This is a genomic window from Pirellulales bacterium, assembly GCA_035939775.1.
GTDB lineage: Bacteria > Planctomycetota > Planctomycetia > Pirellulales > DATAWG01 > DASZFO01.
Genome location: DASZFO010000110.1, coordinates 1 through 13,337, shown reverse-complemented (window position 1 = coordinate 13,337; position 13,337 = coordinate 1). Strand labels below are relative to the sequence as shown.

The window sequence follows — 13,337 nt, the reverse complement described above, 5'->3', positions numbered from 1 at the left end:
CCGCTTGCAATCAAAGTATAGGACGGTTTTGTCAATGAATAACTCGCACCAGGTGCTCACGGCGCCTAACAAATCCGGCTGGGAGAAGGGGACAGTCCCCGTTTTGCTCCGCGGACTGCGCAAAATGGGACAGTCCCCGCCGGACTTGTTAGGCGTTCTGACGGCGGGGCTGGCACTTGGGGCAGAAGAAGGTGGCGCGTTGGGCTTGCACGATCCGCTCGATTCGGCCCGCGCCGCAGTTGACGCACGGTTCGCCGGCCCGGTCGTAAACGCGATGATGGTTTTGATAGCCGCCGGACTGGTTCAAGGCGTTGCGATACGTGCCGTCGCCAAGCGTGGAACCCTCGAAGCGAATGGCCGTTTGGAGAATCTCGACGATGGCTGACTGGAGTTGCCGCCAGTGGGTGGCTTTCAATCGATCACAGCGCCGGGCTGGATGAATGCCGGCGCGATGCAGGATTTCGGCGGCGTACAGGTTTCCGATTCCGGCGACGGCTCGCTGATCGAGCAGGGCCACCTTGATCGCGCGGCGACTCGCGCCCAGTCGCTCGGCCAATTGCTCGGCGGAAATTGCCAGCGCGTCCGGGCCGAGGGTCGATTCGTCAAAGCGATCAGCGAGTTCCGCATTGGAGAGCAGCCGCACGGAACCGAGACCACGGCGGTCCCAATAGAGCAACTCTTTTGCCGGACCGGCGTCCAGTTTGATTCGTAGCCGCAGGTGTTCGAGCGTCGGCGGCTCGGTCAGCAGCACCAACCCTGTCATCCGCGGCTCGAAGACAATTGCCGCGTCGCGGTCGAGCTGGACGACGACTCGCTTGCCGATCCGCCCGATGCCCGCGATCGTCGCGCCCACCGCTGTTCGCCGAAATCGATTCAGGGCGGGTTCAATCGCGATCGGCCGGCGGCGGCAGCGCGCTCGCTCGACGCCAGCGATTCGGCTACCGACGATCCCCAGGATGCCGCGGCGCATCGTCTCGACTTCAGGCAGTTCGGGCATGCGAATCTCCCTCTGGGAGAGGGGCGGGGTGAGGGTGCCTTGCGTCCGCTCGGCGCGGCCCCGAATCTGGATCAATTCCACATGCGAGAAGAATGTCTGCGAACGCCTGTTCGCGGAGTCGGTGCACACGATCGGCGGTTTGTTGTGATTGCAGACGGTATTTTTCCGGCATGGATTGACCTGCGAAGAATCAGCTTGAGCGACTGACTTCCGATTCTAGCAAATTGCCGTTGCAGAAATAACAAAGCACGCGACGGTGGAGCCGTTTGGCGCTTCCCCTCACCCAGCCTCTCCCTGAGGGAGAGGAGTTTGTCGACAGGCAATTCCGACTGGGCCGACAATGGCACGCTCGCAAGCGCCTTGCAGGGCTTGACCGGCGCGGCGGGCGATTAACAATGGAGGGCTTACGCACCGCGCTCGCCTCGCTTAGGGTTTTCCAATGCCGCCTTCCCGCTCCGCCGCCGACATGCCCGCCGCCAGACATGTGCCGACCGAGGCCGGACGGTTCGGGGATTATGGCGGGCGATTTGTCCCCGAAACGTTGACTCGAGCGCTCGACGAACTGGCGGCGCAATACGAAGCGGCGCGCGGCGACGAGCGGTTTCGAAATGAACTGAAGCGGCTGCTGCGGCACTACGTCGGCCGGCCGTCGCCACTCTATCATGCCGAGCGGCTGAGCGAGCATTGCGGTGGGGCGCAAATCTATCTTAAGCGCGAAGACCTCAATCACACCGGCGCGCACAAGATCAACAACACGCTCGGTCAGGCCCTGCTTACCGTGCGGATGGGCAAGCGCCGCGTGATCGCCGAAACGGGGGCTGGGCAACATGGCGTGGCCACGGCGACGGCCTGTGCGCGCTTTGGCCTGCAATGCGTCGTCTACATGGGCGAGGAAGACATTCGGCGGCAGAAGCCGAATGTGTTCAGCATGAAGCTGCTCGGGGCGGAGGTGCGGCCGGTGACGAGCGGCTCGCGCACCCTGCGCGACGCGATCAACGAAGCCATGCGCGATTGGATGAGTTCGGTCGAAACCACTCATTATATCCTTGGCTCGGTGGTCGGCCCGCACCCGTTCCCGCGGATTGTCCGCGATTTCCAATCGGTGATCGGCGAGGAGACGATCGATCAATGCCGCGCCCAGCTTGGGCGGATGCCAAATCTCGTCGTGGCGTCGGTCGGAGGCGGGAGCAACGCCGCCGGGATGTTTTATCCGTTCATCGAAGTGCCGGGGGTCGAGCTTGTGGGAGTCGAGGCGGGTGGCCGCTCGGACCGGTCCGGCGATCATGCCGCGCCCCTGTCGTTTGGATCCCCCGGCGTGCTGCACGGCAGCTTCAGCTATGTGTTGCAAGACGAAGACGGGCAAACCTGCGACGTGCATTCCATCTCCGCCGGATTGGACTATCCGGGAGTCGGACCGGAACATAGCTATTGGAAAGACACGGGCCGAGTGCGGTACACAAGCTGCCGCGACGTGGACGCTTTGGCGGCGTTCGATTTGGTCGCCAGCAAGGAGGGAATACTGCCGGCCCTGGAAAGCTCGCACGGGGTGGCGGAGGCGGCGCGGCTCGCTACCGAGCGGCCGAAAGATCATGTGATTGTCGTCTGTCTCTCCGGCCGTGGTGACAAAGACGCCGCGGAGATCGCGCGGTTGCGCGGAGTTTCCTATTAGCTCTCATTCACTGAAGTAGCAGGCACACTCCGTGTGCCGCGGCGGTTACGGCACGCGGAGCGTGCCTACTACAATTATGATCGATGCGCTGTTTCGCCAGCTTCGAGCCGAAGGTCGCAAAGCGCTGATGCCGTTCATCACGGCCGGCGATCCCGATCTCGAGTTTTCGGCTGCCCTGCTGCGCGAGCTGGTCGGGCGAGGCTGCCATCTTTGCGAGCTGGGCATCCCCTATAGCGATCCGATCGCGGATGGGCCGGTGATTCAGGCGTCTTACACCCGAGCCCTCGCCCATAAGGTCAAGCTGGCCCAGATTCTGAGTATGGCCCACGGCGTCACGCCGGCGCTCACGGCGCCGCTGGTGACGATGCTGAGCTATGCGATCATCTATCGCCACGGATTGGAGCGATATGTGAAGGACGCTGGTGGGGCGGGGATCGCCGGGGCAATCGTTCCCGATCTGCCCGTCGAGGAATCGGCGGCACTGGCGCGCATCTGCCGCGCGGCAGGTTTCAGCTTGATTCAGCTTGTCACGCCGACGACGCCGCGCGAGCGGGCGCTGCGGATTGCGGAGTCGTCCACCGGTTTCTTGTACTATGTTTCCGTCACCGGAATCACCGGCGAGCGCGGCCAGTTGCCGCCCGATCTAATCGACAACGTCAACTGGCTGCGGCTGCAAACGCCGCTGCCGATCTGTATCGGCTTCGGGATCAGCCGTCCGGAGCACGTTCGCACGCTGGCCCCGGTGGCGGACGGATTGATCATCGGTTCGGCGATCGTCCGCCGCATTGCCGAGGCCGAGAGCAAGCCGCGCGACGAGGTGCTCGCCGATGTCGGCAACTTCGCCGCGGAGATGCTCGCGGCGCTCAATCCGTGACCATCCGGCGTGACGCCGAGCACCTTCACTTCGCGCTAAGGAGCGTTGTTCGAACTCCTCTCCCTCTGGGAGAGGTTGGGTGAGGGGAAGTGTCCTTCGGCCGTGCGAGGGCACATTTGATTTAGGTTTGCTTAAGGGCCGGCGGTGCATCCCCTCACCCCGGCCCTCTCCCAGAGGGAGAGGGAGTATGTGGGGCGCGCTCCTCTGGCGATGCGACCGTCTTCGCCAGGAATCCCGAGCGCAGGATGTACGGCTCCAACTCGGTCCCGCGCATCAGCCGCAGCAAGATCGGAGTGGTCATTATTGTGGTCACGACCGCCATCAGCACCAACATGCAGAAAACGCTCTTGGGGATCACACGCATTTCGTAGCCCAGGTTGATCACGATCAACTCGACCAAACCGCGGGCATTCATCATCGCGCCAATGCAGCCCGACTCGCGGGCCGAGAACCCGCTCAACCGTGCCGCCAGGCCGCAGCCGACGAGCTTGCCGACGACTGCCGCGGCGATCACCAGCAAGCACAGCATCCACATCCAAAGTGAATGCAGAGAGCCGATGTCGGTCCGCAGCCCCGTATAAGTGAAAAAGATCGGCAAGAAGAAGACCGTCATGAAATCGCTGAGCCGGCGAGTTACCGCCTCGCGGAATGGCTCGTCGCTCGACAGGACCGCCCCCGCGAAAAACGCCCCGAACACGGCCGAGATTCCGATCAAGCTGGTGGCCAGCGATGCCAGGAGGATCAGGACGATGAGCAGGGCCAAATCGTTGAGGCCGAGATCGCCGCCGCCGCGACGCATGGCGCCGGCAGTCCACTTCAACAACAGCGGCCGGGCGACGAATACCATCGCGATCGCGAAACCAGCCGTTAATCCGACGCGCAGCAGGACGCTGCCGATCTCGAACCGTCCCGCCACGATCGCCGCCACGGTGGAAAGCAGAATCCACCCGCCGGCGTCATCGATCGCGGCGGCGGAGATCGTGACGGCGCCGAGCTGCGTTCGTGTGATGCCCAATTCGATCATGATCCGCCCGAGCACGGGGACTGCCGTGATCGATAACGCCGTCCCGAGAAAAAGCGCTAAGCCAAGCGGAGGAACCGGCCCGCCCTCCGGATGCAGTTCGAGGTGCGGCATGAGCAGCGGCACGAGCGCCAGGCCCAAGAGAAACGGCAGTGCTACTCCGGCCGCCGAAATTGCCGCCGCCGCCCGCCCCTGCCGCCGTAAATGACTGAAATCGAAGCCCAGGCCAATCAAAAACAGGAGGAAGATCAGCCCCAATTGAGCCATCATCGAAAATGTCTGCTGCAAGACGATATCGAAGATCTGGGGATCGACTCCCGCGACCTTCGGATGGAAAATGGCCGCCTCCGCACCCGGCCAAAAATAGCCGAGCACCGATGGACCGAGGACCAATCCGGCCACAATCTCCCCGACCACGCCCGGCTGCCGCAACTTGCGAAACAGCACGAAAAAGAGGCGGGCGGCGAGCACGATGATCGCCAGTTGAAAGAGCACCGGCAGAAGGATGCTTTCGAGATTCAGATGCCGCAATGCCTGAAGCAAGGCGTCGGCGTCCGAACTGGCAAAGAGCTGAATTTCAGTCATGGAACGTTGTTCACTTCTCGCGTCGTCGAATTACAATCAAAGTAGTGTAACACGACTCGCTGGCGGAGAGTGCGACAGTGGTGCTCTGAGTCATGCGGAGCAGCATCCAAGCTCCCAACTTGACCCGGCTCCACCATCAAAAGACCTCCTTGGGCGAATTGTTCCAAAGAATGACCACGCGAGCAGCCGATAAGTTGCAATTGGCGGACGAGCGCGATTGCGAAAGCCCGAGCGGTAGCGCTAACCGTTTCGGCCGGTAGATGTGGAGAGGGCGATGTATCCGTCAGCGAATAGTCAGCCGGGAAATCTGCGGCGTTTTTTTGCCGGCTTGACCGAATACGCCTTCGGCACGCGGTTGGGCGTGGCCGATCCGGCGCTGGTCGAGTATCTCGGCGACCTGCTGACGCGCTTCGTCCGCAACGACGCGGTCTTCAGCGTCCGCAATCTCCGCGGGCGGCGGCTCGATGCCGTGGCCGACATGCTGGCCGAGGCGGAGGCCCGCGTGGGCGAGGCCCGCCGCGCGGTCCACCGGCACATCGGCGATTTCACGCTGTTTTGGACCGGACTCTATCCTGAGGCGCTCGAGTATTTCCAGCGCGGCCCGCGGAAGGATTTCTTCCTCGACTACTGCGAGCATGGCAAGCGGGCATATTACATCGCCAGCACGATCCCGACGAGCGACGACAAGCTCGACGAAAACGCTCTGCTCGAACGGTTGAGCCACGAATTCGAACTCTGCGTCTACGGGCTGGGCGAAGTCCGCCGCGAATGGGAACGCCGCGATCAAGACGGCGACCGGCCAGGCAAGCCGTTCATGATCGAGTAGCGGGCTCCTCGCGCTCCGCCGTGAGGACAAACCTCACGGCGGAGCGTGAGGACTACACTCTTCGAATCCCCGCAAATCAAGCCGCGGGGCTTGCTTTTCTCGCATGGGCAAAGCAGAGTCGGAATTGCGGACAGTCGCAATGCAAGGACTCAGGCATCATGTTATTCATCGCAATCGGGCGGCAGGTTTGGTTCTCGACTTGCGCCGTCTCGATCCTACTGCTCGCGTTCGCGCCGACAAACGCGCGCGCTGCGCAGGGCGCGATCGAGGGCTACGCCGATTATTCTGAATTCGCGCGCCAAGTCGAAGCGCTGACGAAACACGGAGTCGCCGAAGTTTCGTCGCTCGGCACGACGCTCGGCGGCCGCAAGATTTTGGCGATCACGATCGGCGCCGGCAAGACGGCGGAAAAGCCGGCGATCCTGGTGGTCGGAAATGTGCATGCTCCGCAACTTGTAGGGAGCGAGTTGGCTGTGCGGATGGCGCGGAGGCTCATCGAGCGCTCCGCCGCCGACAAGGAGGTGAAAGTGCTGCTCGACCAGTTGACGATTTACATCATCCCGCGCCCCAGCCCCGATGCGAGCGAGGCCTTTTTCCAGAAGCCATTTCGCGAGCGCGAGGGAAATCTGCGAAAGGCGGCCGACGAGCGCGACCCCGATGCCGGCCGCGGCGACGAGGCCGAAGATCTCAACGGCGATGGCTGGATCACGATGATGCGGGTGGCCGATCCGACCGGCCTCTACCTGCCGCACCCCGGCGACCCGCGCGTGCTGATTGAGGCGGACCCGCTGAAGAACGAGCACGGTACGTATGACCTGTACGTCGAGGGGCGGCACGACGACGATGATGCCGATCGTCCGGCACGCGGAGGCGGCGTGGCGTTCAACCGCAACTTCCCGTTTCGCTACCCGTACTTCAAACCGGGCGCCGGGCCGAATGCCGTCTCGGAAGTCGAAACCCGGGCGGTGGCCGATTTTGCGTTTGACCACCACAACATCGCCGTCGTCTTCTGCTTTTCACCGGAAGACAACATGATGCACCTCTGGAAACCCGACGACAAGGAGGGGAGGGTCAAAACCCACGTCCAGCGCGACGACCTGGCCGAATACGAATTCATCGCCGAGAAGTATCGCAAGCTGCACGGGGGCAGCGACGCGCCGCCGTCTCCCAACGGCGCAGGCTCGTTCTCCGAATGGGCCTACTTTCAATTTGGCCGCTGGTCGTTTGCCGCCCGCGGTTGGTGGATTCCGAAGATCGCAATCGCAATGGAGAAATCCGCGGATGACAAAACCGCCGAGGCGAAGAAGAGCGAAGAGAAGAAGCCGGAGGAGACGCGTGGCGCGGATTCTGTGAACGCCCTGCGCTGGTTCGAGCGGCAGAAGATCGACGGCTTTGTTTCGTGGAACCCCATCAAGCATCCCGACTTCCCAAATCGGACGGTCGAAGTCGGAGGCTTTAAGCCATTTCTGCTCTTGAATCCACCCGCGGAACAACTCGATCCGCTGGCCGAGAAGCACACTGATTTCTTGCTCGAGCTGGCTCGCCTCTTGCCGCGGATCAAGATTCACGAGGCCAAGGTCGAACCGCTTGGCGACGGCATCCAGCGAATCACCGTCAGCGTGGCGAACACCGGCTATCTTCCCACGGCTTCGGAGATGGGTCGGATCACCGGCGAAATCTGGCCGCTATTGCTCAAATTGGAAGCCCAGAAGGGAAGCACGTACCTCAAGGGAACGCCACAGAAAGAACTCGATCGCCTCCGCGGCGGCGAGAAGACTGAGTGGGCCTGGCTCATCCGCACGCCCGACGGTAAGCCGGGAGAAGCCAAAATCACGGTCTCCGCCCCGGCGGTCGGCTCGGACAGCACGACCGTTGAATTGAAGTGACTTCAGATTAATCAATTGGGCACAAGTGACTTCGGCCTGAAAGGCCGGCGGAACCAAGCCCAGGGTGAAACGAAGCAGTCCGGAAGGACGGCGAGTGCAACCCTGGGTTGCGATGCCCCCAAAGCGAGAAGCCCTGAAAGGGCGCGAGAGCGTATCGACCGATGGCAAAATGGCTTGATGCTGGACCCCGAGCGGCCTTTCAGGCCGCAGCGCGCCCGGGGGATTCGATCCCAGGGCTCCGTCCGCCGCGGCGGACTGCACCCTGGGCTGGGCTCCTTCGGCCTTTCAGGCCGGATTTGTTACTCCTCGCTTCGTTGCTGTTGGGCTCGATCGTTAATTCTGCTCTACCTGCTCACGGCGAAGACAAACCATCGGACAATTCACCGGCGTCTGCTGACGCGCCATCGACAGCGGTAAGCCATCCATCGCTCGAAGGCGTAGTTCCCTATCAGCCGCAAGGCGCGACGGCCACTCCCAAGGTCGAGGCGCATTGGGACCGCTATCACGATCATGCGGCCGCAAGCAAGCTGCTCCAGCAATTGGCCAAGGCGTTTCCCGAGCGCGCGCGGCTCTCGATCCTCGGAAAATCCTTCGGCGGCCGCGAGATGTGGGTGCTCACCATCACCAACTTCCGCAAGGGGAATGATGCGGACAAGCCCGCTTTCTGGATCGACGGCGGAATCCATGCCAACGAGATTCAAGCCAGCGAAGTCGTGCTCTACACCGCCTGGTATCTCCTGGAGATGTACGACCGAGTGCCGTTTGTCCGTCAGTTAGTGGACGATCGGACTTTCTACCTGATGTCGATGATGAGCCCCGACTCGCGCGACGCCCACATGTACCGGCCGAACAGCACGCACAGCCCGAGGCCAGGCCAGCGCCCGGTCGGTGACGATCGCGAGGGGGCGGTGCGCGACGACCCGCGCGACGATCTGGACAAGGACGGCAACCTGACCGAGATGCGCGTCCGCGATCCGAACGGCCGCTACAAGCCCGATCCGGGTTTTCCCGAGATGATGGTCCCCGCCAAGCCGGACGAGAAAGGAGACTACACGCTGCTCGGCCAAGAGCGATACGATCGGCCCGGAGAAGGAAAGGTCTATCGCGCCCGGCGCGACTATTACGATCCCAATCGCGATTGGGGCTGGCATTGGGAGCCGGACTACGTCCAGAGCGGCGCGTATCGCTATCCGTTTTCGGTCCTCGAGAATCGGATGGTCGCCGATTTCATCATCGACCACCTCAACATCGCCGGCGCCCAGTCATATCACAATTCCGGCGGGATGATTCTCTGCGGGCCGGGCGTTAAGGGAGATTCGTACGAGTCGGCGGATCTGGAGGTCTTCGACGCGATCGGCCATCGCGGCGAAAAAATGCTCCCCGGCTACAAATACATGAACGTCGCCAAAGATCTCTATGAATGTTACGGCTGCGAGATCGATTGGCTTTATAAGCTGCGGGGTGTATTCGCGCTGACGAACGAGTTGTTCACGCCGTTCAACTTTTATCGGCGCGCATCCAGCGAAGACACCTTTTCTGGCGGCGACGACAAACTGCACGAATTCAATCGCGATCTGCTCATGCGCGACGGCATCGTCCCCTGGCACGAAGTCGAGCATCCGCTCTATGGGTGGATCGAGGTCGGCGGGCTGAAAAAGAACTGGCTCCGCCAGCCCCCGTCGTTTCTGTTGGAGGAGGAATGCCACCGCAACATGGCATTCTCGCTGTATCACGCTGACCAACTGCCGCTGGTGAAGGTGCAGAAGATCGAAGTGAAACCGCTCGCTGGCGGTTTGTCACAAGTGACGGCCGTAATCTCGAACGAGCGGATGATCCCGACCCACTCCGCGGCCGACGTGGCCAACAAGATCACCCCGCCCGATCTGGTCACACTCTCGGGACCGAAACTCAAGGTGCTGGCCGCCTTGAACGCGACCGATCAGTTCTTCGAGAACGCCAAGGAGCAAAAACGCCGGCCGAGCGCGATCCGCCTAGACACAATTCCCAGCATGGGGGCAATGTACGTCCGCTGGATCGTTGGGGGCGCCGGGCCGTTCACCGTGAAGGTACAGTCGTATAAGGGAGGAAGCGACGAACGAAGCAGACCGTAGACTGGGTCTACCGCTTGCTAGCGAAGCGCAGGGCGAAGCAAGCCAATCCCAGGATGAGCAGAGTGACCGAGCCGGGCTCAGGAACAAAGTTGTATCCAATGACGTCCAGCGCTCGCAGCTCAACGCCGAGGACTGGATGTCGATTGGGATAGGCGAAGGCGTCTTGCACGCGAGCCGGAGGATTCGTTCCCGGATTGCCGCCGCCGTTGTTGCTCCACCAGTCGCCGTAATCGCCGCCGGCATTGTTGCCCTGGTTGAACCGCGCCAAGTCGGTTGTGCCGCCATCGATGGAAAAATAGGCGTTGTCGCCCGTGTTCGTGTAGCTACGGACGCCGCCGGGGCCCAATGTGTAGCGGAAGAGATCTTCGGGAGTGGGATCGGTGAAGAAGCCGGTGCCCCCCGCGTCCGAGCCGAGGCCGAGGACCTCATCGATTTCATGCTCGGCCACTGCCGACAAACTGTATTGGCCGCTCGTGCCGGGACTCCCAATATCGGTGATGTGCGTATTGAGCTTAACGGTGCCGTCGAACCCGCCGCCGAGCGAGATTCCAATGGCCCTCGCGTTGGCGGGCTTCACGTTGATGCTCGTGGAGTTGTTGACGGGGTTGTTCGCGCCCTTGGGCAGATGAGCAAGCGCCGTGGCGTCGTCGCTCGTTTTCGCGTCGGCAACAAGCTGGTTGATGAACTGCTGGTAGGAAATCTTATAGACGGTGTAACTGCTTTGGCCCAGTCCACTCGTCATTTCCGCAAAGTCGATCGAGACTATGATCGGATCGGTGAAATGGGTTTCGTACACGCCGATTGCCTGATTGATCACCCCTTCGATCGCCGCCTTGTTGGGATCGCTGGTGATGGTGCTATCGAACGCGGGAGTGATGATGAGGCCCGCGTGTGCTCGGGCGCTCGCGCCAATCCAAAGCGCGGCCGAAAGAAATGCCATCGCAAGACGGCGCCGCCGCAAACGATAAAATACTACGCCGGTGCGTCGGTTCATTAGCGGCTCGCTTCAATCAAAAGGTGCGTCGCAAAGGGGACGAGCTTGACCGCACTATACCTACGCGCTACGGCAAACACAACAATTTTTTGGCCTACGTCACCAGCCCCTTGGTGACCAGCATGAAAACATCTTCCAGCGTCGGGTCTTTGTCGTTGAAGCTCCGCAGCCGCACCCCTTGCTGCATGAGCATGTCGAGAAGCTGGGCCACCTTGGCATCGTCCCCTTCCAACTCGATCGTGGCCCGGTGGTCTTCGACGCGCACGTCGCGCGTTTCCGGCATGCTGCGGACGATCGAAAGGCCGACGTCCATCCGGTCGACGAATTTGATTTCGATCAGCCGGTTGCGGCGAATTCGGCGATAGACATCCTCAATCGGGCCGTGCATCAAAAGCTGACCTCGCTCGATGATCCCGATCGACGTGCAGCAGTCGGCCAATTCGCTCAAGATGTGGCTCGAGATCAGGATCGTCTTGCCCATCCGCCGCAGCTCTTTCATCAGGGCTTTGAATTCCAACCGCGCCCGCGGATCGAGTCCGCTCGAGGGCTCGTCGAGGATCAGCACGGGCGGATCGTGGACGAGGGTCTTGGCGAGGCAGAGCCGCTGCTTCATGCCGCGCGATAGGCCGTTGACGAAGTCGTCGCGCTTGTGAACCAGATCGAGCAGCTCGAGCACGTCGGCGATCACTTGCTTCCGCCGCGCCCGCGGAATCTGATAGGCCACGGCGAAGAAATCCAGAAACTCCCAAACCTTCATCCCGTCGTAGACGCCGAAGTTGTCGGGCATGTAGCCGACGCTCCGCCGCACGCCGAGCGGATCACGCGTGACGCTGTGACCGTTCACTATCCCTTCGCCGTGGCTGGCCTTGAGCAGTGTGGCGAGAAAGCGGATCGTCGTGCTCTTGCCGGCCCCATTGGGCCCGATGAAGCCGAACATTTCCCCGGCCTCGATCTTCAAGTTCAGTTTGTCAACTGCCTTGAAATCGCCGTAGCGCTTCGAGAAGTCGCGCAGCTCGATCACGGAATGGGCGAGGGGTTAGAGAAGTGCGAAGGACGAAGTACGAAACGGAACAGAACCGCGAGCGACAATCGTTAGCCGCCGCGTTTACGCGGCGCAGTGTGGCTGGTCGTCGCCATGATGATGAGGATAATTTGTCACCTTTTCAATCTGCCACTCCGTCACCCTATAAACCCGCGGGGGGAGCGTCGGGGTCGAGCGGTTCCTCGCGGATTGACGGCACCGGCTCTTGACGCGAATTGCGATCGGCTAGCGGCTCGTCGAGAGGCGCGTAGTGCAAATGGGCGACGACCAGCACGGCGGCGCGGGTCGTTTGCGATGCCGCCGGATCAACTTCCATTCCGCCTAGCGGCTGACTGAGCGACGCGACCAATCGCATCTCTCCAGGTTTCAAACCGTTTCGATCTACGACCATCGCCGCGAGCTTTCTCAGTCTCAGGGGCGGTATGCCAGGCGCGGCCGCTGGGTCGTCGTGCCATTGCGGCAGCGGCGGCGTCTCCGCCGGCACGGTATGGAATTCCAACGGCCGGCCCGCTTCGCCCGGCGCGAATGGGCCGAGCCAGGCAGTTTGCAATTCTCCGCTCGGCGCCAAGCGGACCACGCCTCCTTGATCGAATGTCAGGCCGGTTCGATTGTAAACCATCGGCGGACCGTCGGCCGAGGAATAGAAAAGCGCTCCGGGCAGGTCCAGCATCTGCTCGCTGTGGAGCATCGCGGTCGAATTCGACGAGACGCCGAAACCTCCCAGCCGCAGATCGGCCTCCTGGCGGATCGTGTAGGTCGTCGGTTCCCAAGTCGCTCCGGGCCGCACCTGGCTTTCGAGCACCATTGGCCGCACGAGAGCATACGGATCGTTGAACCGCACGTCGTAGCTCGTTGAAAGCGATGTGTAGAGCGCCGTGTAGCGCGTGAGATGTCCGCGAGGATAGCCCGAATGCAATTCGAGCACACCGATTTCCGTCTGCGAGCGGGCGAAGCCGATATTGAGATTCGCCGCTTTCGTCACGACGACTGCCCCGGCCAGCGCGATCAGCGGCACCGCGATCCAGGCCCATTCCACGCGCCGCAACGTTTTGAACAGCCCCCAATTCACGGGCACCAACACGACGAGATACGCGGCCAGCATCCAGGCCACGAACCCGGCCCGCGGAATATCGATCCCAGCGGCGTCGCCGAGCGCGCCGCGCGCTGCGCCTGACACGGCGCTCGAATCGCTCCACCCGCCGACGCCAGCGCCGTAGCTGCCCTCGGATTCGAGGGAGTCAGACAGCTCTGGCGCGACTGCGGGGCTCAGGTTAACTCCCGGACGGTTTCTCATTGGGGGCGGGTTTCCCAGTTCATCGACGAGCGCCGGCG

10 protein-coding genes are annotated in these 13,337 nt (G+C 62.1%); 5 read left to right on the top strand and 5 right to left on the bottom strand.

All coding sequences use genetic code 11. From position 1 onward, the window contains the following. Positions 1-148 precede the first annotated feature (148 nt). The gene (gene mutM / locus VGY55_06910) at positions 149-997 is read right to left on the bottom strand and encodes a bifunctional DNA-formamidopyrimidine glycosylase/DNA-(apurinic or apyrimidinic site) lyase (protein ID HEV2969702.1); all 849 of its coding nucleotides are present in this window, start codon (positions 995-997) and stop codon (positions 149-151) included. Positions 998-1,463: 466 nt separating this feature from the next. Between mutM and trpB the strand changes: the two genes are divergently transcribed. Together trpB and trpA are read left to right on the top strand one after the other, a co-directional pair. Next, complete coding sequence (gene trpB, locus VGY55_06905; protein ID HEV2969701.1) at positions 1,464-2,666, top strand: tryptophan synthase subunit beta; 1,203 nt, start codon at positions 1,464-1,466, stop codon at positions 2,664-2,666. Between the two features lie 76 nt (positions 2,667-2,742). Then, a complete protein-coding gene (trpA, locus tag VGY55_06900) occupies positions 2,743-3,540 on the top strand; it encodes a tryptophan synthase subunit alpha (GenBank protein ID HEV2969700.1) in 798 nt (265 codons plus the stop codon). 154 nt (positions 3,541-3,694) lie between these two features. Here the strand turns inward: trpA and VGY55_06895 are convergent, their stop codons facing one another. After that, positions 3,695-5,146, bottom strand: a complete 1,452-nt coding sequence (locus VGY55_06895) for a cation:proton antiporter (protein HEV2969699.1) — start codon at positions 5,144-5,146, stop codon at positions 3,695-3,697. A gap of 274 nt (positions 5,147-5,420) precedes the next feature. On the opposite strand from VGY55_06895, the gene VGY55_06890 reads away from it, so the two are divergent. The 3 genes from VGY55_06890 (at position 5,421) to VGY55_06880 (ending at position 9,969) form a co-directional block, all read left to right on the top strand. Further along, positions 5,421-5,972, top strand: coding sequence for a hypothetical protein (locus VGY55_06890; GenBank protein HEV2969698.1), 552 nt, complete (start codon positions 5,421-5,423; stop codon positions 5,970-5,972). Between the two features lie 158 nt (positions 5,973-6,130). Further along, positions 6,131-7,858: a M14 family metallopeptidase gene (locus VGY55_06885; protein ID HEV2969697.1), complete on the top strand. Its 1,728-nt coding sequence runs from the start codon at positions 6,131-6,133 to the stop codon at positions 7,856-7,858. A gap of 296 nt (positions 7,859-8,154) precedes the next feature. Next, positions 8,155-9,969, top strand: a complete 1,815-nt coding sequence (locus tag VGY55_06880; protein ID HEV2969696.1) for a M14 family metallopeptidase — start codon at positions 8,155-8,157, stop codon at positions 9,967-9,969. 7 nt (positions 9,970-9,976) lie between these two features. Here VGY55_06880 and VGY55_06875 read toward each other — a convergent pair whose 3' ends face one another. The 3 genes from VGY55_06875 to VGY55_06865 all read right to left on the bottom strand — a co-directional run. After that, positions 9,977-10,963, bottom strand: coding sequence for an NF038122 family metalloprotease (locus VGY55_06875; protein ID HEV2969695.1), 987 nt, complete (start codon positions 10,961-10,963; stop codon positions 9,977-9,979). A gap of 94 nt (positions 10,964-11,057) precedes the next feature. Then, positions 11,058-11,984: an ABC transporter ATP-binding protein gene (locus tag VGY55_06870; GenBank protein ID HEV2969694.1), complete on the bottom strand. Its 927-nt coding sequence runs from the start codon at positions 11,982-11,984 to the stop codon at positions 11,058-11,060. Positions 11,985-12,147: 163 nt separating this feature from the next. Next, positions 12,148-13,337, bottom strand: a 1,190-nt coding sequence (locus tag VGY55_06865) for a hypothetical protein (GenBank protein ID HEV2969693.1), incomplete at its 5' end; no start/stop codon positions are given.